The sequence below is a fragment of the Dactylosporangium sp. NPDC005572 genome, from assembly GCF_040605515.1.
In the GTDB taxonomy this organism is placed as follows: Bacteria; Actinomycetota; Actinomycetes; order Mycobacteriales; family Micromonosporaceae; genus Dactylosporangium.
On sequence record NZ_JBEXCY010000014.1, the window covers coordinates 43009 to 65294 of the forward strand.

General features: G+C 72.1%; 19 protein-coding genes. 13 read left to right on the forward strand and 6 right to left on the reverse strand.

The features are described 5' to 3' along the window. Window positions 1-2: 2 nt before the first annotated feature. The gene (gene rlmN / locus ABZS66_RS10465; protein WP_354756818.1) at window positions 3-1193 is read left to right on the forward strand and encodes a 23S rRNA (adenine(2503)-C(2))-methyltransferase RlmN; all 1191 of its coding nucleotides are present in this window, start codon (window positions 3-5) and stop codon (window positions 1191-1193) included. Next, window positions 1190-2284: a DivIVA domain-containing protein gene (locus tag ABZS66_RS10470; RefSeq protein WP_354756819.1), complete on the forward strand. Its 1095-nt coding sequence runs from the start codon at window positions 1190-1192 to the stop codon at window positions 2282-2284. Before rlmN ends, ABZS66_RS10470 begins: the two co-directional genes overlap by 4 nt. A 495-nt stretch (window positions 2285-2779) precedes the next feature. Here the strand turns inward: ABZS66_RS10470 and ABZS66_RS10475 are convergent, their stop codons facing one another. Next, window positions 2780-3043, reverse strand: a complete 264-nt coding sequence (locus ABZS66_RS10475; protein WP_354756820.1) for a DUF2631 domain-containing protein — start codon at window positions 3041-3043, stop codon at window positions 2780-2782. 127 nt (window positions 3044-3170) lie between these two features. On the opposite strand from ABZS66_RS10475, the gene ABZS66_RS10480 reads away from it, so the two are divergent. After that, the gene (locus ABZS66_RS10480) at window positions 3171-3905 is read left to right on the forward strand and encodes a DUF2786 domain-containing protein (protein ID WP_354756821.1); all 735 of its coding nucleotides are present in this window, start codon (window positions 3171-3173) and stop codon (window positions 3903-3905) included. On the opposite strand, the gene ABZS66_RS10485 is transcribed toward ABZS66_RS10480, so the two are convergent. Continuing rightward, entirely contained in the window at window positions 3871-4902 is a 1032-nt protein-coding gene (locus ABZS66_RS10485) for a YihY/virulence factor BrkB family protein (RefSeq protein WP_354756822.1), read from the reverse strand. The two genes, ABZS66_RS10480 and ABZS66_RS10485, sit on opposite strands and share 35 nt — an antisense overlap. A 216-nt stretch (window positions 4903-5118) precedes the next feature. On the opposite strand from ABZS66_RS10485, the gene aspS reads away from it, so the two are divergent. After that, complete coding sequence (aspS, locus tag ABZS66_RS10490) at window positions 5119-6345, forward strand: aspartate--tRNA(Asn) ligase (protein WP_354756823.1); 1227 nt, start codon at window positions 5119-5121, stop codon at window positions 6343-6345. A 218-nt stretch (window positions 6346-6563) separates the two neighbouring features. Here aspS and ABZS66_RS10495 read toward each other — a convergent pair whose 3' ends face one another. Then, window positions 6564-7313: a TetR/AcrR family transcriptional regulator gene (locus ABZS66_RS10495; protein ID WP_354756824.1), complete on the reverse strand. Its 750-nt coding sequence runs from the start codon at window positions 7311-7313 to the stop codon at window positions 6564-6566. A gap of 161 nt (window positions 7314-7474) precedes the next feature. Here ABZS66_RS10495 and ABZS66_RS10500 point away from each other — a divergent pair, with 161 nt between their 5' ends. The 6 genes from ABZS66_RS10500 (at window position 7475) to ABZS66_RS10525 (ending at window position 15667) form a co-directional block, all read left to right on the forward strand. Next, window positions 7475-9541 (forward strand): MMPL family transporter, encoded by a 2067-nt coding sequence (locus ABZS66_RS10500; protein ID WP_354756825.1) that lies wholly within the window; start codon window positions 7475-7477, stop codon window positions 9539-9541. Window positions 9542-10503: 962 nt separating this feature from the next. After that, window positions 10504-11688: a 1-deoxy-D-xylulose-5-phosphate reductoisomerase gene (dxr, locus tag ABZS66_RS10505; RefSeq protein ID WP_354756878.1), complete on the forward strand. Its 1185-nt coding sequence runs from the start codon at window positions 10504-10506 to the stop codon at window positions 11686-11688. After that, window positions 11688-12977 (forward strand): site-2 protease family protein, encoded by a 1290-nt coding sequence (locus ABZS66_RS10510; protein ID WP_354756826.1) that lies wholly within the window; start codon window positions 11688-11690, stop codon window positions 12975-12977. The genes dxr and ABZS66_RS10510 overlap by 1 nt, the downstream gene beginning before the upstream one ends. Before the next feature lie 12 nt (window positions 12978-12989). Beyond that, window positions 12990-14156 (forward strand): flavodoxin-dependent (E)-4-hydroxy-3-methylbut-2-enyl-diphosphate synthase, encoded by a 1167-nt coding sequence (gene ispG / locus ABZS66_RS10515; RefSeq protein WP_354756827.1) that lies wholly within the window; start codon window positions 12990-12992, stop codon window positions 14154-14156. Between the two features lie 50 nt (window positions 14157-14206). Further along, window positions 14207-15046: a GNAT family N-acetyltransferase gene (locus ABZS66_RS10520; protein WP_354756828.1), complete on the forward strand. Its 840-nt coding sequence runs from the start codon at window positions 14207-14209 to the stop codon at window positions 15044-15046. An 81-nt stretch (window positions 15047-15127) separates the two neighbouring features. Further along, the gene (locus ABZS66_RS10525; RefSeq protein ID WP_354756829.1) at window positions 15128-15667 is read left to right on the forward strand and encodes a hypothetical protein; all 540 of its coding nucleotides are present in this window, start codon (window positions 15128-15130) and stop codon (window positions 15665-15667) included. Here the strand turns inward: ABZS66_RS10525 and ABZS66_RS10530 are convergent. Beyond that, the gene (locus ABZS66_RS10530; protein WP_354756830.1) at window positions 15598-16416 is read right to left on the reverse strand and encodes a helix-turn-helix transcriptional regulator; all 819 of its coding nucleotides are present in this window, start codon (window positions 16414-16416) and stop codon (window positions 15598-15600) included. The genes ABZS66_RS10525 and ABZS66_RS10530 overlap by 70 nt on opposite strands. A gap of 101 nt (window positions 16417-16517) precedes the next feature. Here ABZS66_RS10530 and ABZS66_RS10535 point away from each other — a divergent pair, with 101 nt between their 5' ends. Then, on the forward strand, window positions 16518-17219 hold the full coding sequence (locus ABZS66_RS10535) for an SDR family oxidoreductase (RefSeq protein WP_354756831.1): 702 nt from the start codon (window positions 16518-16520) through the stop codon (window positions 17217-17219). Window positions 17220-17250: 31 nt separating this feature from the next. Here ABZS66_RS10535 and ABZS66_RS10540 read toward each other — a convergent pair whose 3' ends face one another. Continuing rightward, a complete protein-coding gene (locus ABZS66_RS10540) occupies window positions 17251-18120 on the reverse strand; it encodes a LysR substrate-binding domain-containing protein (protein ID WP_354756832.1) in 870 nt (289 codons plus the stop codon). Window positions 18121-18199: 79 nt separating this feature from the next. Here ABZS66_RS10540 and ABZS66_RS10545 point away from each other — a divergent pair, with 79 nt between their 5' ends. Beyond that, on the forward strand, window positions 18200-18529 hold the full coding sequence (locus ABZS66_RS10545; protein ID WP_354756879.1) for a nuclear transport factor 2 family protein: 330 nt from the start codon (window positions 18200-18202) through the stop codon (window positions 18527-18529). A 188-nt stretch (window positions 18530-18717) separates the two neighbouring features. On the opposite strand, the gene ABZS66_RS10550 is transcribed toward ABZS66_RS10545, so the two are convergent. Further along, window positions 18718-21132: an FAD-dependent oxidoreductase gene (locus ABZS66_RS10550; protein WP_354756833.1), complete on the reverse strand. Its 2415-nt coding sequence runs from the start codon at window positions 21130-21132 to the stop codon at window positions 18718-18720. A gap of 199 nt (window positions 21133-21331) precedes the next feature. Between ABZS66_RS10550 and ABZS66_RS10555 the strand changes: the two genes are divergently transcribed. Next, on the forward strand, window positions 21332-22273 hold the full coding sequence (locus ABZS66_RS10555; protein WP_354756834.1) for a choline/ethanolamine kinase family protein: 942 nt from the start codon (window positions 21332-21334) through the stop codon (window positions 22271-22273). Window positions 22274-22286: the final 13 nt, after the last annotated feature.

Sequence of the window (22286 nt, forward strand, 5' to 3'; positions counted from 1 at the left end):
TCATGACACAACTTCCCGTACTGAACTTCTCCTCCGAAGCGACCGGCACCACCCGTGACGGCCGTCGAGCGTCGTTGCCCCCGCGCCATCTGGCCGATCTCGATCTCGCCGGGCGCCGCGCAGCCGTCGCCGAGCTTGGTGAGCAGGCGTTCCGGGCCGGGCAGGTGTCGGCGCACTACTTCGGCCGCCTCATCCGCGACCCCGCCGAGATGACCGATCTTCCGGCCCGCAGCCGCGCCGCGATCACCGACGCGCTGCTGCCCCAGTTGCTGCATCCGGTCAGCGAGCTGGCGACCGACAACGGCACCACGCGGAAAACCTTGTGGCGCCTTCACGACGGCGCTCTCGTTGAGAGCGTCCTGATGGGATATCCAGATCGCGTGACGGTGTGCGTGTCGAGTCAGGCGGGGTGCGGGATGGCGTGCCCGTTCTGCGCGACCGGCCAGGCCGGGCTGACCCGCAACCTGTCGACCGCGGAGATCGTGGACCAGGTCGTGTGGTTCGCCGGCCAGGCCGCTCGTGGCGCGCTGCCGGGCTGCCCCGACCGCCTGTCGCGGGTCGTGTTCATGGGCATGGGCGAGCCGCTCGCCAACTACAACCGGGTCATCGCCGCCGTCCGTCGCCTGACCGAGCCGGCGCCGGAGGGGCTGGGGCTGTCGCAGCGGCACATCACGGTGTCCACCGTCGGACTGGTCCCGGGGATCCGCCGGTTGACGGAGGAGGGGCTGTCCGTGACGCTTGCGCTGTCGCTGCACGCACCCGATGATGATCTGCGCGACACGCTCGTGCCGGTCAACCAACGTTGGAAGGTCGCCGAAGTGCTGGATGCCGCGTTCGAGTATGCGGCTCGCACCGGTCGGCGCGTGTCCATTGAGTACGCAATGATCCGGGATGTGAACGACCATCCTTGGCGGGCGGATTTGCTCGGTCGGCTCTTGTCCGGCCGTCTCGCGCATGTCAATCTCATCCCGCTCAATCCGACTCCGGGCAGCAAGTGGGACGCTAGCCCTAAGCCGGTTGAGCGTGAGTTCGTCCGACGCCTCCGGGCTGCCGGTGTCGCGACCACCGTTCGTGACACCCGGGGTCGGGAGATTGACGGAGCCTGCGGGCAGCTTGCCGCCTCATCAGGTGGCACAGTGGGAGAGCGTGAAGACGGCTTGCTAGCACGGCGAGCGAACGAGGAGACACAGTGAGTCAGGGTCAGCGGTTCCGGCGCCGTGCGATGCGTCGGGGATACAAGGTCGACGAGGTCGACTCGTTCCTCGACCGGGTGGAAGCAACGCTCTCCGGTGACCCTATGGGCGCTCCGGTGAGCGCTCAGGAGGTCCACGACGTGGTCTTCCGCGTGCGCTTCGGCGGTTACGACGAGTGGCAGGTCGACCTGCACCTCGACCGCGTCGAGCGCCAGCTGGCCGAGCTGGAGGAGCGGGGCGGCGGCGGTTTCGGCCGCGCCCTCGACTCGCGCAACGAGATGCGGATGGCTCCCGAGCGCATGCCGGACCGGATGCCCGACCGCATGGGCCCGCCGCCGATCGACCGCATGGGCCCGCCTCCGATGGGCCCGCCCGACCGGATGGGCCCGCCGCCCATGGACCGGATGGGTCCCCCCGACCGCATGGGCCCGCCCGGCCCGCCGCCGATGGAGCGCATGGCCCCGCCGGCCATCCCGGCCCCGCCGATGCCGACCCGACCGACCCCGTCCCCGGCGGGCCCGCCGCCGCGCGACCCGGCCTACGGGCGCTACGACGAGCCCACCTATGGCGGCGCCTTCGACGACGACCGTGGCTACGAGCCCGCCGGCCGCCCGCCGCCGCGCGCCGACATGACGGCCGAGATCCGTATGGACCGGGAGCGTCCGGAGCCGGCCACCTATGGCGGCGGCCCCGACCGCGACCCGTATGGCGGCCCGGACCGCGATCCCTACGGTGGCGTCCCCGACCGTGACCCGTATGGCCCGCCGCCCGGCGACCCCTACGGCCCGCCCCCCGGCGATCCGTACGGTCCGCCGCCCGGTGCGCCGGTCCAGCACCAGTCGTCGGAGGTGGCGCGCATCGACCAGCTGCGGCGCACCTTCCAGCTGCGCCGGTTCGGCAGCGGCTACGACCGGGCGCAGGTCGACCGCCTCTTCGAGGGCGTGATGGCCTCGCTGTCCGGCCGGGGCGGCCCGCTGACCGACGGCGACCTGGACCCGTCGCACCTCAACCTGGTGCCCGGCGGATACTTCGAGGCGGAGGTCGACGCGGCCCTGAAAGAGGTCCGCGACATCGTCACGCGCCGCCGCTGACCGCCGCGAACGCCTGAAAGGCGCGCCCGGCCGACCTCCGTGTCGGGTCGGGCGCGCCTTTGCGCTTGGCGGCGCGTGTCCTTCGTCCTACTCCGGACCCGCGCGACGTCCGTGTCGCCGCTCTTCACCGTGCCCGATCGCGCCGCGAAGCTTCATGAGGATATTCCGGATTTGTCCGGCAAAAGTAGGCGGCGCGGAGTGCCCCGGCGATCGTCGCGGCCCGGTGCCGCTCGGCCGGGCTCATGATCGATGGAGAGTTCTGGTCGCCATGGCAGCCGGAAGTCTCCATCGATCATGAAGGTGGCTGCGTGACGTGAGTGCGGAGGCCGGGGCGGACGGTGGCCTCGTCGCGGGCGTCAGCCCGCGGGCTCTTTGGGACGACGGCGATGGCAGCGTCCGTGGGGGCGGGACGGATGTCCCGGCCCCACGAGCGGTGTCCGACGGGAGCAACGGTCGTACGCCCGACGGTGATTTGGCGCTGGAAGGTCCTTGTTCTTAGCGCAGGCCGTTGCGGCGCAGAATCCAATCACCGATCAGGGCGAGGAGCAGGATACCGGCCACCGCGATCAGCCAGATGTCCTCCACGCGGCCGCCGTGGTTGCCGATCAGCATCGACAGCAGCAGCACGATCGTGACGGCCGCGCCGATGCGGGCCGCGCGCGGGTGCCCGGGCTTGTGCTGGTCGGGGGAGGTCACTGGCTCGTGCTCAGCCACGGCGCTTCCTTTCGCTGCTGATGTTGTCCTGGGAAAGTCTGGCATGCTGCGTCGGACGCTACGGGTGCGGGTCGGCCGCGTCGGGCACGCCGGGTTACCGGGCGGCTACCGGCGTTCGAAAGTGTCGTACCGCCGGGCTAGCCTCCGGGACACAGAGCGAATGGGGGGCCTGATGCTCGACAAAGTCCGCAAGTTGCTGGCCAAGGCGGAGGATCCGGCGTGCACGCGCGAGGAGGCTGAGGCGCTCACCGCGAAAGCGGCGGAGCTGATCGCGAAGTACGGGATCGATCAGGCGGTGCTCGCGGCCGCCGAGGCGGCGGGGCGGCCGCAGGTCGTGGGGAATCGGCTCGTGGAGCTGGCGCCGCCCTATCTGCGGGAGAAGGCGCACCTGCTGCACGTCGTGGCCGGGTCGCTGCGCTGCCGGTCGGTGCGGCTGGAGCGGCGCGGGGCGGACGGGTTACGCGTGTCGATGCACCTGTTCGGGCTCGAGTCCGACGTCGACGGGGTGGAGCTGCTGTTCGCGTCGTTGCTGGTGCAGGCCGCGCGGGCGCTGCTGGCCGAGGCGGTGCCCGACGGGGAGCAGCCGGCGGCGTGGCGGCGGTCGTGGCTGGTCGGGTTCGCGGCGGCGGTGGCGCAGCGGTTCGTGGACGCCGATCGGCGCAGTCGCGAGGCCGAGCAGGGGGTGCCGGGGGTGGCGCTCGTGCTCGCCGACCGGCAGCGGGCCGTCGACCTCGCCGTCGAGGAGGCCTATCCGCGGCTGACGCGCGGGCGGGCGCGGCGGCTGACCGGCGGTGGGTATGCGGCCGGGCAGCAGGCCGGGCAGCGGGCCGACCTCGGCGGTGCGCGGGTCGGCGCGAGCGGGCGGGCGGCGGTCAGCGGGGCGCGTGCTCGATCTGGTCGCGGGTGACCAGCCGCGGATCGGCGCCGGGGTCCTGGTCGAGCTGCTCGTCGACCGGCACCCACTGGTCGGGCACGACGGGTTCGGGCACGCCGACGCGGCGCGCCTCGAGCTGGGCGGCGAAGGCCAGGCCCAGGAAGAGCGCGATGCCCGTGAGGTTGGCCCACAGCAACAGGGCCATGATGCCGGTCAGCGCGCCGTAGGTGGCGCCGAAGGCGTCGCTCGTGCCGACGTAGACGGCGAGCAGTGCGCTGATCAGCCACCACAGCGCGGTGGAGAGGGCGGCGCCGAAGAGCAGCCAGGAGAAGGCAGGCTGCCGGCGACGCGGGGCGAAGCGGAAGATCGCCGCCACGGCGGTGACGACGAGGGCGACGGAGGTGGGCCAGCGCAGCACCTGCCAGAAGGCATCGACCGGGCCGCCCCACGAGTAGTGGCGGCGCACCGAGGCGCCCAGGGCGTCGCCGGCGACCAGCATGAGGAAGCCGACCAGCGCCGGGATGCCGGCGGCGACGGAGAGCACGGCCGCGCGGGCGTACTTCGCGTGCGCCGGGCGGTCGCGCTCGACGCCGTAGATGCGGTTCGCGCCGCGCTCGATCTGGGCCATCGCGGTGGTCAGCGCCAGCATGCCGGTGAGCAGGCCGACCGCGAGGGCGAACTCGCCGATGTCCTCGGTGCGCTCGGTGTCGGCGAGCAGGTCCTCGACCAGCCGGTCGCTGGCGCCGGGCGTGAGCGCGAGCACGGTGTCCGCCACGACGTGCCCGCCCTCGTCGACGCCCAGCTTGCTGACGAGGCCGCTGAGCGCGATGAGGAACGGCACGATGGCCAGGCACAGCTGCAGGCCGAGGGCGCGGCTGTGGCTGAAGCCGTCGCCGTAGCGGAAGCGCAGGAAGGCGTCGCGCAGCAGGTGCCATCCGCCGTAGCGGCGCAGGGCGTGCCAGGCGTCGTCGGCGGACAGGTCGTCGCGCGACATCAGCCGGGTCTCCGGCACCTGGCGAGTGCTGCTCATGGGTGCGTGAATTCCCGTCGCGGCCGGCGCGGAAACCCTCCTATGCTCGTTGGAGCAGCGGGGTGGCGCGTGACGACCGCCGATGGGCCCCGCCGGGCTGGCCTTCCGTCATCAGGGCCGAGAGGCCGTGGCGGCCCGCCGCGGCGAAGGTGTGGTGGCACCGCGACCGGCCCCATCGCCCACACCTCCGGGGAACGGATTCCTCAGGAGGTGTTCATGCAACGCGTGCTGTCCGACCAGCTGTCCGCCCACGTGGGCGAGACCGTGCGACTCGCCGGATGGGTCCATCGCCGCCGGATCCTGGCGAAGGTGGCCTTTCTCGTGCTGCGCGACCGCGCCGGGCTCGCCCAGGTGGTCGTCGCGGAGCCGTCCGGGCTTCCGCCCGAGGAGACGGTCGTCGAGGTGACCGGGCGGGTCGTGGCCAACGAGGTCGCGCCCGGCGGGGTCGAGCTCGTCGAGCCGTCGGTCTCGGTGCTGTCCGTGGCCGAGCCGCCGCCGGTGGAGCTGTTCCGCCCGGCGCTGACCGCGGCCCTGCCCGTGCTGCTCGACCAGGCACCCGTGACGCTGCGGCACCTGGCGCGCCGCGAGGTGTTCGCGGCGTCGGCGGCGGCCGTGGGCGCGTTCCGGGCGGCGCTGGACGGCCTCGGCTTCACCGAGGTGTTCACGCCGAAGATCGTCGGGACCGCGACCGAGTCGGGCGCCAACGTGTTCGCGCTCGACTACTTCGGGCGGCCGGCGTACCTCGCCCAGTCCCCGCAGTTCTACAAGCAGACGATGGTCGGGGTGTTCGAGCGCGTCTACGAGGTCGGTCCGGTGTTCCGGGCCGAGCCGCACGACACGTCGCGGCACCTGGCGACGTACACGTCGCTCGACGCCGAGCTCGGGTTCATCGCCGACCACCGGTCGGTGATGGAGGTGCTCACGAGGGTCGTGCGTGCGATGGTGGCGCCCTTTGCCGACGTCCGGCTGCCCGAGGAGATCCCGGTGCTGCACTTCCGGGAGGCGCTGTCGCTGGCGGGGGCGGCGCCCGACGAGCCGGACCTCGCGCCGGAGCACGAGCGGGCGATCGGCGCTTGGGGGCTGCGGGAGCACGGGTCCGACTTCGTGTACGTCGAGGGGTACCCGATGGTGAAGCGACCCTTCTACACGCATCCGTCGCCGGAGCCGCGCTGGTCGAACTCCTTCGACCTGATTTTCCGCGGGGTGGAGCTGGTCACCGGCGGGCAGCGGCTGCACCGGTACGCGGACTACGTGGCGGCCCTGACCGGGCGGGGCGAGCGGCCGGGGGACTACGAGTCGTACCTCTCGGCGTTCCGCCACGGGATGCCGCCGCACGGCGGGTTCGCGATCGGGCTGGAGCGGTTCATGGCCCGGGTGACCGGTGCGGCGAACGTCCGCGAGACCACGCTTTTTCCACGTGACCTGCACAGGATCGCGCCGTAATTCGATTGCCGCGAGCGCGATGAAGATCTATAATTGGTACATGCGTACTAACGGGGATGGCGTCTGGGACTCGCCGAAGTGACTCATGGGCGCGCGGCTGCTCGCGCGTCGTATCCGCACTGCTCACACCACTGTTGATCTAGGATCACAAGGCTGAGTCGTGCCCTGATGAAGGCGGCTGCTCCGGGGGTCGGAGTGGCCGCCTTCCACCTTCTTGTCTACAGAGGACGGTCGCGGTAGCGGGTCGGGTCCAGGCCCAGCTGCTGGGCGGCGGCGTCGAGCTCGGCGTCGAACATGGGGCCCACGTTGCTCAGCGCGAACTTCAGGTGGCCGTAGACCTCCAGTGCCACGATGCCGTACATGCGCACCCAGCAGGAGAGGTACAGCTGGGCCGCGCCGACCGGCAGGGACGACGTGCCCGGCCGGGCGCCCTGCTGGCCCAGCTCGTCGACGAACTGGTGCAGCTGCTCGGCCAGCAGTGGTGGGAGCTCCTCCTCCGGCGGCACCGGGAACGGTGCCCGCTGCCACAGCTCGCCGAAGATGTCGGCGAACGTGAGCGCGAAGCGGAACCCCGCGCCGAACTCGCCCGTCTTGAGCCGGCCCGCCTCGGGGACGGGGCTGGCGAACATCAGGTTGAACTCCGCCGGGTGCGTCACCGACCAGGCCCGGAAGGTGCGGCACATCGCGTAGAGCCGGGCGCCGGGGTCGGATCCGGCGCGGTCGCGTGCGTCGGAGATCTCCGTGGTGCACTCGTCGTAGAGCCGTGCGCACAGCCCGGCCACCAGGGACTCGAGGTTCGGGTAGTACCGGTACAGGGCGGCGGCCGTCATGCCCATCTCGCGGGCGATGGCGCGCAGCGTCACGCCGGTGATCGACTCGTGGACGAGCAGCCGGCGGGCGACCTGCAGGATCTCGTCCAGCGTGGCGGCGCGGACGCGTTCGCGGCGGGTGGGGGGCAGGGTGGTCAAACCGATACATCCTTGACGGCGGTGAATGATGATGACAAAGTAAACGGTGTTAACTCAGGTGAGCATCGGATACTAATCCTAGTGGGGGACGCGTGTTCGCGTGGTGGGGGAAAGCCGTTGTTCGTGCCCGATGGGTGGTCATCGCCGCGGGTGCCGCAATCGTGCTCGCCGGTGTCCTGTGGGGCACCGGCGTTTTTGCGCGTATGACCAGCGGTGGCTTCGACGACCCGGGGAGCCAGTCGGCCGCCGCGCGGGCCCGGATCGAGGCGGAGGTCGGCCGTCAGTCCGTTGACGTGCTCGCCCTGTACTCGTCGCCGGAGCACACCGTCGACGACCCGGCCTTCCGGGATGCGGTCGGGCAGGTCGTGAGCCGTCTGCAGGGGCGCTCCGAGGTGGTGAAGGCCGTCTCGTACTACCAGACCCAGAGCCCGGCCTTCGTGTCGAGCGATCGGCACTCCACCTACTTGGCCGTGCAGCTGACCGAGGCGCAGGACGCCGAGTTGCTGCACGCGATCGAGCCTGACCTGCAGGCCGCCGGCCTGACGGTGCAGATCGGCGGGCCGACAGCGATCTTCGGTGACGTCAGCGAGCGGGTCGAGCAGGACATCGTGCGGGCCGAGATGCTGTCGATGCCGGTGCTGCTGATCCTGCTGCTGTTCGTGTTCCGGGGCGTGGTCGCCGCCTTCATGCCGCTGCTCGTGGGGGTCATCGCGGTGCTGGGGGCGTTCGTGGCGACGCGGCTGCTGACGTATGCGACCGACGTCTCGGTCTTCGCGATCAACATCATCACCATGATCGGCCTCGGCATGGCGATCGACTATTCGCTGTTCGTCATCAGCCGGTTCCGCGAGGAGCTGGCCGCCGGGCGGGACGTGCCGTCGGCGGTCCGGCACACCATGACGACCGCCGGGCGGACGGTCGCCGTCTCCGGGCTGACGGTCGCGCTCGCGCTGGCCAGCCTGCTGGTGTTCCCGCAGGTGTTCCTGAAGTCGATGGGCTTCGGCGGCATGGCCGCGGTGCTCGTCGCGATGCTGGCCGCCCTCACCGTGCTGCCGGCCCTGCTGGCGGTGCTCGGGCCGCGCGTCAACGCCTGGCGGCTGCCGCTGCCGGTGCGGGTCAAGAGCCGGTGGGGTGGCATCGCGCGGGCCGTGATGCGGCGGCCGATCTGGATCATCGCCGGCACCCTCGTGGTGCTGGGTGTGCTGGCGTCGCCGTTCACCCGGGCGCAGTTCGGCGCGGCTGACGAGCGCGTGCTGCCGGCCGGGACCGAGAGCCGGGTCGTCAACGAGACCTTGGCCCGGGACTTCTCCGGTGGCGGGACGTCGTCGCTGGAGGTGCTGGTCAGCGGCGGCGGGCAGGGAGCGGCCGACGCGGTGGCGGCGCAGCTGCGGCAGATCCGGCCGATCACCGGGGTCGAGGCGAGCGCGGCCCGGGGCGACTCGACGCTGCTGACCGCGACGTTCAGCGGCAACGGGAGCGACGAGGCGGCGCGTGAGCTCGCCGAGCGGGTGCGGGAGGTCAAGCAGCCGGGGAGCGAGCTGTCCGTGGCCGGGTCGGCGCCCGAGGTGGTCGACATGCTCGACAGCCTGGCCGCCGGGCTGCCGGTGATGGGGCTGCTCGCCGGGCTGAGCACGATCGTGCTGCTGTTCCTGGCGTTCGGGTCGGTGCTGCTGCCGATCAAGGCCGTGTTCATGAACCTGGTGTCGATCGGCGCCTCCTTCGGCGCCGTCGTGTGGGTGTTCCAGGACGGTCACCTGTCCGGGTTGCTCGGGTTCACCTCGACGGGCGACCTGGAGGCGAGCCAGCTCATCCTGATGCTGGCGATCCTGTTCGGCCTGTCGACCGACTACGAGGTGTTCCTGCTGTCCCGCGTCCGCGAGGAGTGGGACCGCACCGGCGACAACGGCACGGCCGTCGTGTCCGGCCTGGAGCGTACGGGCGGCATCATCACCTCGGCCGCGCTCCTGCTGGTCATTGTGGTGGGCGGGTTCGCCACGGGCGGCATCTCGTTCATCAAGATGCTGGGTGTCGGCATGGTGGTCGCCATCCTGGTGGACGCGACGATCGTCCGCGCGCTGCTCGTGCCGGCCACGATGCGACTGCTGGGCCGCGCCAACTGGTGGGCCCCTGGGCCGCTGGCCCGCTTGTACCGCCGCTACGGCATCAGGGAGTCCGACGCCCCGTCGCCGGACGGCGCCTCGGCCCCGCAGGTCCCGGTCAACGCCTGACGGCCCGCGGCGGCGTCGGCGACGCGCTTCGAACCGCCGGCTCAGGCCAGTGCCTGGGCCGGCGGTCGCGGTCGTCGGCCCGTGCGGCGTGGTGCGGGTTGGCTTCGGCGGCCTCTGTGAGGCGTTTCGAACTGCCCCGGCTCGGGTTGGTGCCTGGGTCGGCGCTGCGGGCTTCTCCGGCGTGGTGCGGGTTTGCGTCGGCGGTCTCGGCACGCCCGCCGCGGTCGATAGTGGTCGACAGTGGGCGGCTGGCGGTCGCGGCGGGCGTGGCAGTGATCCGCGGTCGGGCGTGGCGGTGGGGCGTGGCGGTCGGGCGTGGTGCTCGGGCGCGGCGGGCGTGGCAGTGATCCGCGGTGGGGCCGTGGCGGTCGGGCGTGGTGCTTGGGCGTGGTGCTTGGGCGTGGTGCTTGGGCGTGGCGGTCGGCGGTGGCGGTCCGCGGTGGGGCGTGGTGCTCGGGCGTGGCGGTCGGCGGTGGCGGTCGGCGGTGGCGGTCCGCGGTGGGGCGTGGCGGTCGAGCGTGGTGCTTGGGCGTGGCGGTGACGGTCGGGCGGTGCGCGCGTCCAGGGCCTGATCTCGACCGGCATCCTGCCCGAGGTCCTCGACGCGCCACCCTCGTGCTGCGTGCGATGGGGCGCGGCGGGCGGTTGGGTCGGCGTCCGTGCGTGCGCTCCCTGTCCATGCCCCTGTGCCTGTGCCTCGCCCATGCCCTTTGCTGCGCTTCGCCCTCTGTGCTGGGGCTTCCGTTGGCCTTATGCCCGATTTGCCAGGGTGTCGGCGTTGGGTGGGTCGGCGGCTGGGCCATGATCATGGGAAGGATTTGGCTGTCCCGGCTGCCAGAAGTTTCCCTTGATCATGGGGTCGGCGGCGGGTGTGGGCATGGGGGGTGTGGGGAGATGGTGTGACGGGGCGGAAGGGGCTGCGCGGGGCCTGAAAGAATGGGGGTGTGAACCCCCGCGAGATCGTGCTCCTCGGTTCCACCGGGTCGATCGGCACGCAGGCCATCGACATCGTCCGGCGCAACGCCGACCGGTTCCGGGTCGTCGGGATCGGGGCCGGTGGTGGGAACGTCGGGCTGCTCGCGCAGCAGGCGCTCGAGCTTGGTGTCGATGTTGTCGGCGTGGCCCGGGCCAGCGTTGCCCAGGATCTGCAGCTTGCCTTCTATGCCGAGGCGAGCCGGCGTGGGTGGGCCACCGGTGACTTCAAGCTTCCCAAGATTCTGGCCGGGCCCGACGCCATGACCGAGCTGGCCGAGTGGCCCTGCGACACGGTCCTCAACGGCGTTGTCGGGTCGCTCGGGCTGGCGCCGACGCTGGCCGCGCTCAAGGCCGGGCGGACCCTCGCGCTCGCCAACAAGGAGTCGCTCGTCGCCGGTGGGCCGTTGGTGCGAAGCGTGGCCCGGCCGGGGCAGATCGTGCCCGTCGACTCCGAGCACTCGGCGCTCGCGCAGGCGCTGCGGGCGGGCAGCCGGAGCGAGGTCAGGAGGCTCGTCCTCACGGCCTCCGGCGGGGCGTTCCGCGGGCGGCGCCGCGAGGAGCTCGAGCACGTGACGGTACAAGAGGCGCTTGCTCATCCGACGTGGGACATGGGGCCGGTCGTCACGATCAACAGCGCGACGCTCGTGAACAAGGCGCTCGAGGTGATCGAGGCGCACGAACTGTTCAACGTCCCGTACCGAGACATTCACGTGATGGTGCATCCGCAATCGGTGATCCACTCGATGGTCGAGTTCGTGGACGGGTCGACGCTCGCACAGTGCAGCCCGCCCGACATGCGGCTGCCGATCGCGCTCGCGCTCGGGTGGCCGGAGCGGGTGGCGGAGGCCGCCCAGGGTGTCGACTGGACCGCGGCGCACACGTGGGAGCTGCGGCCGCTCGACGACGACGCGTTCCCGGCGGTGAGGCTGGCGAAGGCGGCCGGCGAGGCCGGGCGATGCCGGCCGGCGATCTACAACGCGGCCAACGAGGAGTGTGTGGCCGCGTTCACAGCCGGTGACCTTCCGTTCCTGGGCATCGTCGAGACGCTGGAGCGGGTGCTCGCCGCCGCACCGGATTTCGCCGAACCAGGTACCGTCGATGACGTACTCGCCGCCGAATCCTGGGCGCGAGCGTCCGCGCGCGAGATCATCGCGAACGAGAGAGGGGCCTGATGGCGTTCGCGTTGGGGATCATCCTGTTCGCCCTCGGCATTCTGGTTGCCGTGGCACTGCACGAGGCCGGCCACATGTGGTCGGCCCGCGCGTTCGGGATGAAGGTCACCCGCTTCTTCATCGGCTTCGGCCCGACCATCTTCGCGTTCAAGCGCAAAGGCGTCGAATACGGTCTCAAGGCCCTGCCGTTCGGTGCCTTCGTGAAGATCACCGGCATGACGCCGCAGGAAGAGGACATCGACCCGGAGACCGGCCGCTCCGGCGCCGAGGATCCGAGAGCCATGTGGCGATACCCCGTGTGGAAGCGGACGATCGTGATGTCCGCGGGGTCGATCACCCACTTCGCGCTCGCGCTGGTGACGCTGTGGGTGCTGTTCGCGTTCGTGGGCGTCCCGGATGGGACGAAGGCCAACGAGGTGCCGGTCCGCGTGGGCGCGGTGGCCGAGTGCGTCAGCCCCAAGTATGTGTACGACCCGTCGACCGGCACCCAGAAGGCGTGCGACCCGGCGACCGACCCGAAGAGCCCGGCGTCGCAGCTCGGCCTCCAGCCCGGCGACATCATCGTCTCCGTCGACGGCCAGGCCATCGGCGGCAACCAGCAGCTGCGCGACGTGCTCAAGGGCTCGGTCAACAAGACCGTCGAGGTGCAGTACAAGCGCGGCGACCAGCTGCTCAGCGGTAGCGCCACCATCCCCGAGGCCGAGCGCGTGAAGGTCAGCAAGCCGGCCGACGAGGTCACGGCGGCCGACCTCGAACGCGGCGGTCTGCTCGGCATCCAGGTCGACATCCGCAACGCCGACCTGCCGGTGTACCGCTACGGCGCCGTCGACGGCGTCGGTCAGACGTTCTCGGTGACGGCGACCCTGGTCGAGCGCACGTTCGCGTCGTTCAAGGACATCCCGGAGAAGGTCCCGAACCTGTTCAAGGCGATCTTCGGCGAGCAGCGCGACCCGGAGACGCCGGTGAGCGTGGTCGGCGCCAGCCGGATCGGCGGCGAGCTGTTCGAGCTCGGCGACTGGGCGTCGCTGCTGTCGCTGTTCGCCACGCTGAACCTGTTCTTCGGCATCTTCAACCTGTTCCCGCTGCTGCCGATGGACGGCGGCCACATCGCCATCGCCTGGTTCGAGCGCGTGCGCTCGTGGATCGCGGCGAAGCGCGGCCGCCCCGACCCGGGCCGCGTCGACTACTACAAGCTGGCTCCGATCACCTTGGGCGTGATCGGTGTCCTCGGCGTCTTCGTCCTGCTGACGGTGACGGCCGACTTCGTCAACCCGATCTCGCTCAAGTAGGGGCGCCCTTTCATGACCGCAGTCAGCCTTGGCCTGCCCGCCGTGCCGCCGCCCCCGCTGGCGCCGCGCCGCAAGTCCCGCCAGATCATGGTCGGCTCCGTGCCGGTCGGCGGCGGGGCGCCGGTGTCGGTCCAGTCGATGACCACGACCCTCACCGCCGACGTCAACAAGACGCTGCAGCAGATCGCCGAGCTGACCGCCTCGGGCTGCCAGATCGTGCGCGTCGCGGTGCCGAGCCAGGACGACGTCGAGGCGCTGCCGGCGATCGCGAAGAAGTCGCAGATCCCGGTCATCGCCGACATCCACTTCCAGCCGAAGTACGTCTTCGCGGCGATCGACGCCGGCTGCGCCGCGGTGCGGGTCAACCCGGGCAACATCCGGCAGTTCGACGACAAGGTCAAGGAGATCGCCAAGGCGGCGTCGGACGCGGGCGTGCCGATCCGGATCGGCGTCAACGCCGGCTCGCTGGACAAGCGCCTCCTGGAGAAGTACGGCAAGGCGACCGCCGAGGCCCTTGTGGAGTCGGCGCTGTGGGAGTGCTCGCTGTTCGAGGAGCACGGCTTCCGCGACATCAAGATCAGCGTCAAGCACAACGACCCGGTCGTGATGATCCGGGCGTACCGGCAGCTGGCCGAGCAGTGCGACTACCCGCTGCACCTCGGCGTGACCGAGGCCGGCCCGGCGTTCCAGGGCACGATCAAGTCGTCGGTCGCGTTCGGCGCGCTGCTCGCCGAGGGCATCGGCGACACGATCCGGGTGTCGCTGTCGGCGCCGCCGGTCGAGGAGATCAAGGTCGGCCAGGCCATCCTGGAGGCCCTCGGGCTGCGCGAGCGCGGCCTGGAGATCGTCTCCTGCCCGTCCTGCGGCCGCGCCCAGGTCGACGTGTACACGCTGGCCGAGCAGGTGACGGCGGCGCTCGACGGCTTCCCGGCCCCGCTGCGGGTGGCGGTCATGGGCTGCGTCGTCAACGGCCCGGGTGAGGCACGCGAGGCCGACCTCGGCGTCGCCTCCGGCAACGGCAAGGGTCAGATCTTCGTCAAGGGCCAGGTCATCAAGACCGTGCCCGAGTCGCAGATCGTGGAGACGCTCGTCGAGGAGGCGCTGCGCCTCGCCGACGAGATGGGGGTCGACCTGCCCGAGGAGCTGCGCGGCCTCGGCCCCTCGGTGACCGTTCACTGACGCGAGGGTATGTGCAGCCACATCTCCGCTGATCTGGCAGGCTTGTACGCATGCTGACGGTGGCGGCGCGGCTCCTCGGCGACGCGGAGCGCGGTTCGGTTGAGCGACTGCTCGACCAGGACCCGTTCGGTGGTGCCCAGGTCGCCGAGCGGATCTCGATGGCAGGGCTCGCCTGGTGGCGTCAGGACGCCCGGATCTTCGGCTACGGTTCGCGCCGCCACCTGGAGTCGCTCTGTTGGCTCGGCGCGAACCTGATCCCGGTGCACGCCACCCCTGCCGCCGTCGCCGCGTTCGCCGAGATGGTCGTCAACGAGCCGCGCGGCTGCTCCTCGATCGTGGGCTCGGCCGACGCCGTGCTCGGCCTCTGGGAGCGGCTCGGGCCGAGCTGGGGGCCGTCCCGCGATGTGCGGCCCGACCAGCCGCTCATGGCGACGTCCACGCTCGCGCCGGTGCCCGCCGATCCCGGGGTACGACTCGTGCGTCCGGACGAGATCGACCTGCTGTTCCCCGCCGCGGTGGCGATGTACACCGAGGAGGTCGGCGTGTCGCCGACCGTCGACGGGGGCGAGCGGTCGTACCGCGACCGCGTGGCGGAGCTGGTCCGGGCGCGTCGCGCCTACGCCCGGGTCGTCAACGGCCAGGTGATCTTCAAGGCCGAGCTCGCCGTCGTGACCCGGCACACGGCCCAGATCCAGGGCGTGTGGACGGCCCCGGAGTGGCGGGGCCGGGGCATCGCACGGGGCGGGATCGCGGCGGTCGTCCGCGACGCGTTGCGCCGGGTGGCGCCGTCCGTCAGCCTGTATGTCAACGACTACAACGCCCCCGCCCGCAGGGTGTACGAGCGCTGCGGGTTTCGGCAGGTAGGAACCTTCGCCACGGTGCTGTTCTGAGCGGCGATTCCCCCACAGGTCGCCCGGCCGTGGCGGATGATCACCACGGACCCGCTTGAGCCGACGGATGGGATGCTCCGCATGGGCCAGATGGTCAGGCAGCTGTCGCCGAACGCCACCCGCTACTACTGGTACCCCGGCGAGAAGAAGGACTGGCTTCGCGCCCTGCTCGCGGTCGGCGCCGGCGCCGGCGTCTTCGGCCTCAGCTACCTCATCACCCGCAGCACCCTGACCGCCGCCGTGCTCGGCCTCGCGGTGCTGACCGGCGTGGTCGGCTTCAACCTCGGCCGCCGCGACCTGCGGGCGCTCGACGACAAGGCCTTCAAGAAGGGCCGCCGCGAGGCGATCGCCGCATCCGGCCGGGCCACCTGGCGCGGCCTCGTGCAGGGCGGCGTCGCGGCCCTGGCCGTGCTCACGATCGCCCACCTGCCCGCGCGCGGACTCGCCGCCGACTGGCTGCTGCCGCTGGTGCCCGCCGTCGTCGGCGCGCTGGCCCGGCAGGCCGGCCTGCTGAGCGGCCGCTTCGTCCGCGAGTCGGCCCCCGCGACGACCTACGCGACGACCGCCTCCCGCAAGCCGCACAGCACCGAAGCGGTCGGCGAGCCCGGCGCCGCCGTGTAGAAGACCACGCGCTGGCCCTGCTCGTCGGCGTGCAGCACCTGGCACTCCAGGACCAGCTCGCCGAAGACCGGGTGCCGCAGGGTCTTCAACGTGGTCCGCCGCACGCACACCTTGTGCTCCTCCCACCGGCGCACGAACTCGGGGCTGGCCGCGCGCAGCCGGGCGATGAGCGACCGGATGCCGGGATCGCCGGGATAGCGGACCGACGCCGCCCGCAGGTCGGCCACGCACTCGTCGGCGAACGCCTGCGCCTCCGGCGGCGAGTCGGCGCCGAGCGGCCACGGGCCGCAGAACGCATTCCAGATCATGTTGCGCCCGTGCGCGTCCGGGTCGCCCATGAGCCGCACGGCCATCCGGTTCCACGCGAGTAACTCGTACTTCGCGTCGATCACGAACGCCGGCGTGTCGTCGAGCCGGTCCAGCAGGTGGCGGATGCCGGGGGAGACGACGGCGCTCGGGCCGGCGGGCGGGCCGGGCTGCTCTCCGGCCACCTGGAACAGATAGTCGCGTTCGTCGTCGAACAGGCGCAGCGCCCGGGCCAGCGCCGCCAGGACCTGCCGCGACGGCCGGGGGCCGCGGCTCTGCTCCAGTCGCGCGTAATAGTCGACCGAGATGCCGGCGAGCCGCGCGACCTCCTCGCGGCGCAGCCCGGGGGTCCGCCGCCGCCCGCCGTCGGGCAGCCCCGCGTCGGCCGGCCGCACGCGCGCCCGGCGGCTCCTGAGGAACTCCGCGAGCTGATCCCGGTCCATGCCACCATGCTGCCGAATCCGCCGGACGGTAACCAGGGATCGCTGATCCCAGGTTAGACAGGCCCCTGCTACTTTCCCGCCCCCCGGTGAATGCTCGATGCATGACCAACCGGATCGCCCTCGTCACGGGGGCCAACAAGGGCATCGGGTTCGAGATCGCGCGTTCGCTCGTCACCGACCACGGCATGACCGTGCTGATCGCCGCCCGCGATCCGCAGCGCGGCAAGGAGGCGGCCGAGGCCGTCGGCGGGACCGCGGTCCAGCTCGACGTGACCGACCCCGCGTCGGTCGCCGCGCTGGCGGCCGAGATCGACGAGCTCGACGTGCTCGTCAACAACGCCGGCATCCTCCTGGAGCGGGGCGCCCCACCCAGCGGCACCCCGGTGGAGATGCTGCGCGAGACGTTCGAGACCAACGTGCTGGGCGTCGTCGCCGTCACCAACGCGTTCCTGCCGGCCCTGCGCCGCTCGCCGGCCGGCCGCATCGTCAACCTCGGCAGCGGTCTGGGCTCGCTCACCTTCACGACCGACCCGGCGCACGTCTTCGCGCAGAACCCGCTGCTGGCGTACAACGCCTCGAAGTCGGCGCTGAGCGCGGTCACCGTGTCGTATGCCAACGAGCTGCGCGGCACGCCGATCAAGGTCAACGCGGCCGACCCCGGCTATTGCGCGACCGACATGAACCACCACTCCGGCTACCGCACGCCGGTGCAGGGCGCGATCGCCGCGGTGCGCCTGGCGACCTTACCCGCGGACGGGCCCACGGGTGGCTTCTTCGACGAGGACGGGCCCGTGCCCTGGTGACGTGGCTACGGGCAGACGCGACCGGGTGTCGCTACAGCCGGGCCCGCGCGTGCGCGAGCCAGGCGGCCGCGGCCGGCCCGGCCGGACCCGCGAGGCGCCAGGCCAGCCCGAGCCGCCCGCGCAAGGCGGGCTCGGTGATGCGGAGCGCGCGCAGCCCGGCCCGGTGGCGCGAGATCGACGACGGCACGATCGCGATCCCGAGCCTCCGCTGCGCCAGGTCGGCCAGCACGCCGGGCGACCCGGCCTCGAAGACGACCTTCGGCGCAAACCCGGCCGCCGCACAGGCCGAGTCGAGGATCGCCCGGATGCCCGACCCGCGCGGCAGGCACACGAGCGGCCGGTCACGCAGCTCGGCGAGCGCGACGGACTCCCGTCCGGCGAGCTCGTGGCCGTCCCACACGGCGGCGTCGAGCGCCTCGTCGGTGACCACGTGCACGCCCAGCCCGCCGGGCAGCACGCCGTATGCGATGACGGCCGCGTCGAGGGTCCCGTCGCGCAGCCCGGCGACCAGCCGCTCGGTGCTGTCCTCGACGAGCGTCACCTCGATGCCGGGGTGGCGCGCGTGGAAGTCGGCGAGTAGCCCCGGCAGGTCGACGTCGTGCGAGGTGACGGCCCCGACCGCGACCCGCCCGCGAGCGAGCCCGGCGAGGGCGGCGACGGCCTCCCGAGCTCCGTCGACGGCCTGCAACGCGGCCCGCGCGTAGGGGAGCACGGCCTCCCCGGCCGCGGTCAGCCGCACGGCCCGCCCCGACCGGTCGAACAGCGCCGACCCGAGCTCCCGCTCGAGCCGCTTGACCTGCGCACTGACCCCGGGCTGAGCGATGCGCAGCCGCTGCGCGGCCCGCGTGAACCCACCCTCCTCGGCCACGGCGACGAAGTACACGAGCTGATGGAGCTCCATAACGAATGATTCTAGATCCGATCACAAACCACGCTTGGACTTCTGACTGAGGCCGCGCGAGGGTAGTGGCATGAAGGCGATGACCCCGGAAGACATCTCGCGCCTGTTCGTCGAGCGCGCCAACGCGGGCGACGCGGCGGGCCTGACCGAGCTCTACGAGCCGGACGCCGTGCTCGCGTACCCGCCGGGCTCCCGCACGGTCGGCCGCGAGGCGATGCGCGCGGTCTTCGAGCAGATGCTCCAGCACGTCCCGAAGTTCGAGCCCGAGGACGCGCTCCCCACGATCACCCACGGAGACCTGGCCCTGACGTCGACCCGCCCCAAGGACGGCACGGGCGGCCGCGTCCAGCTGGTGCGCCGCCAGCCCGACGGCAGCTGGCTGCGGGTGATCGATCGGCCCGAGCTCTAGATTCTCGAGACTGCCAAATCACCGTCGGGCGTGCGACCGTCGCTCCCGTCGGACACCGCTCGTGCCGCCGGTGCATCCGCCCCGGCGGCACGGACGCTGCCGTCGCCGTCGCCCCAAGAACCCGCGACCTGCCGGCCGCGCTTGACGTCCGCGGTGGTCGCGCGAGTTCCCACGCTCAACAGCGGCGGTCAGGCGCGGACGCGGAGCATCTTCGGGTCGTAGAGGGGCTCGCTCCGCACCACGGCCGGGATCCAGCGGTCGAAGACGCTCACCTCGACCGCGGTGCCGATCTCGACCTCCGCGGGCAGGTACGCGTACGCGATCGACGCGCCCACCCGGTAGCCGAAGCCGCCCGACGTGACCCGGCCGGAGGCGACGCCCGCCACGCGGACCGGCTCGCTGCCCAGGCAGACCGTGCCCGGGTCGTCCAGCACCAGGCAGCGCAGGACGCGGGACGGGCCGCCGGCCGACCGCAGCGCCGTCAGCGCGTCGCGGCCCAGGAACGGCTTCTCCAGGCGTACGAACGAACCCAGGCCGGCCGAGAACGGGTCGGTGTCCGTGGTCAGGTCGGAGCCCCAGACCCGGTAGCCCTTCTCCAGCCGCATCGAGTCGATCGCCCGGTAGCCCGCCGGGCGCAGGCCCATCGGCTGGCCGGCGGCGCTCAGGGTGTCCCACAGCGTCAGGACGTACTCGGTCGAGGCGTAGAGCTCCCAGCCCAGCTCGCCGACGTACGTCACGCGCTGGGCCAGCACCGGGACGTGGCCGACGGTCAGGCGGCGGGCCCGCATGAACGGGAAGTCCGCATTGGACAGTGACGCGTCGGTCAGCGGCTGGAGGATGTCGCGGGCGGCGGGCCCCCACAGGCAGAGGCAGCCGTACGCGCCGGTCACGTCGTCGACGAGCACGTCGTCACCAGCGTGCTTGCGGATCCAGTCCGCGTCGCGGACGCCGCACGCGGTGCTCGTGACGACGCGGAAGTGCTGCTCGCCCAGGCGGGTCACGGTGAGGTCGGCCTCGATGCCGCCGCGGGCGTTCAGGAGCTGGGTGTAGACGAGCGAGCCGACCGGGCGGTCGATCTCGTTCGCGCACAGGTGGTTGAGCAGGGCGAGGGCGCCGGGGCCGCGGACGTCGAGCTTGGCGAACGAGGACTGGTCGAACAGGCCGGCCGCGGACGTGGTCGCGGCGACCTCGCCCGCGATGGCCGGGGACCAGAAGCGGCCGGCCCAGCCCTTCGGGCGCTGCGCCTGCGGGGTCAGCCCGGCGTTCACGCCGAACCAGTTGGCCCGCTCCCAGCCCGCCTTCTCGCCCAGCGCGGCGTCGAGCTCGCCGAGGCGCGGCCACACCGCGGAACGGCGCAGAGGGCGGGCCGCCTGCCACTCCTGGCCGGGGTAGACCACGTCGTAGTACCGCGAATATCCGTCGATGGCCTTCGTGCTCGCCCACCGCCGGCTCGCCGCGTGCCCGCCGAAGCGGCGGACGTCCATCGTGGACACGTCGTACTCCGGCGTGCCGTCGACGATCCACTCCGCCATCACCTTGCCGACCCCGCCGGCGGCGGCCAGGCCGTGGACGCAGAACCCGGCCGCGACCCAGAGCCCCGCGACGGGCGTCTCGCCGAGCAGGAACTCGCCGTCGGGCGTGAACGCCTCCGGGCCGTGGACCACGCGGGCGATCCCGAGGTCGCGCAGCGCGGGCACGCGGTGCCGGGCGTTCTCCCACGACTCGGCGAACTTCGGCATGTCGGGCTCGAACAGCGTCCGCGGCCGGTCCATGGACGCCGGCCAGAAGAGGGACGGGTCGCGCACGTACCCGCCGACGAGCAGCCCCGTCTCGTCGCCGCCCCTGAAGTACACGATGCGATCAGGGTCCCGGACCGTCGGCAGCTCCATCGTGGGCATGCCCAGCGTCTCCGAGACGACGTACTGGTGCTTGATGGGCACGATCGGCAGGTCGACGCCGGCCAGCAGGCCGATCTGCCCGGCGGCGGCGCCGGCCGCGTTGACGACGACCTCGGCGGTGATCCGGCCGGCCGACGTGTCGACCGCGCCGACCCGGCCGTTCGAGACCACAATGCCGGTCACCCGGGTACCGGTGACGATCCGCACGCCGAGCGAGCGCGCGCCGGCGGCCAGGGCCTCGGCGAGCTGGGCCGGCTCCAGCCAGCCGTCGCCGGGCAGCCAGCCGGCGAGCCGCACGTCGGCCACGTTGAGCAGCGGGAGGCGGTCGACCGTCTCGGCCGGGCCGAGCAGGTCCATGTCCAGGCCGTACGTGGTGGCCGAACTCGCCTGCCGGCGCAGCTCCTCGACCCGCGCGGGCGTGGTCGCCAGCCGCAGCCCGCCGACGCCCCGCCAGCCGGGGTCGAGGCCGGTCCGCTCCCGCAGCTCGGCGTAGAGGCCGGACGAGTACATGATCATCCGGGTCTGGCTGATCGTCGACCGCAGCTGGCCCACGAACCCGGCCGAGTGCCAGGTCGTGCCCTCGGTGAGCTCGTGCTGCTCGACGAGCACCACGTCGGTCCAGCCGAGGCGGGCCAGGTGGTAGGCGATGCTGCAGCCGGCGACCCCGCCGCCGATGACGACCACACGCGCGGTTGCGGGAAGCATCGCATGATTGTGGCCCTTGGATCGGCAGCGGAAAAGGTCTGAAGCCGTGCCACTTGTTTCCGCCAGGTAAACGCGAGCGGTCCTCTTGACGGGCGGCTGACGGGGGCGTTAACTCTTGCACACCATGACGCCGATCACTTCGGGCCAGCCACGTTAAAGGCACGAAACCGGCGTTTGATCGCGGCGAAGGGGCCGGGTCATGAGCGCGGTGCCGTCAGTGGCGGACCTGCTGGAGCGGGTCCCGTCGTGGGTGGGCCGCGCTGTGGAGTGGCAGCGCCTCGACGGTGGCCTGTCGCACCACATCTTCCGCGTGGACGTCGACGGCCAGCCCTACGTGTTGCGGGTGCTGGAGCCGGCGGTCTCCGCGGCCGGCCTGGGCATCCCGCCCGAGCTGGAGATCGTCAACACCGTGCGGGCAGCCGAGACCGTGGGCGCCCGGGTCTACGCGGTGCTCGAGGACGTGCCCGCGGTCGTGCTGGAGTTCCTGCCCGGCCGCACGCTCCACGCCGCAGACGTGCGGCATCCGGCGGTGGTGCCGGCGATCGCCGAGGCCTGCCGGCGGCTGCACGCCGGTCCGGCGTTCGGCAACGCCTTCGACATCTTCGCCAAGCGGGACGAGCTCCTCGCCGTCTGTGCCCGGCACGAGCTGCCGTTGCCGGAGGGGTACCTCGACCGCACGTCCACAGTGGAGGAGATCCGGGCAGCGCTCAGCGTCGCGCCGTTGCCCGCAGTACCGTGCCACAACGATCTGCTCGCCGAGAACTTCATCGCCACCGGCGACGGCGTCCGGATCATCGACTACCAGCTGTCCGGCAACAATGACCCCGCGTTCGAGCTGGGCGACATCGCGGCGGAGGCCGACTACGACCCGGATCAGGTCGAGCTCCTCGCCGGCGCCTACTTCGGAGCGGACCGCACACCGGCGCTCGTCGCCCGCGTGCGGCTCTTTCTGATCGCGTCCAACGTCACCTGGGCGCTGTGGTTCACCGTCCACCATGGACTGTTGACGGCGACGGGCTTCGACTACGCCGCCGAGGCGGCCGACAAGTGGAGCCAGGCCCGGCGCTCGCTCGACGACCCCGGGCTCGGTGGCCTGCTCGACGCGGTGACCGGAAGGAACACCACCACCCCCAAGCACTAGCACCGAGGAGGTG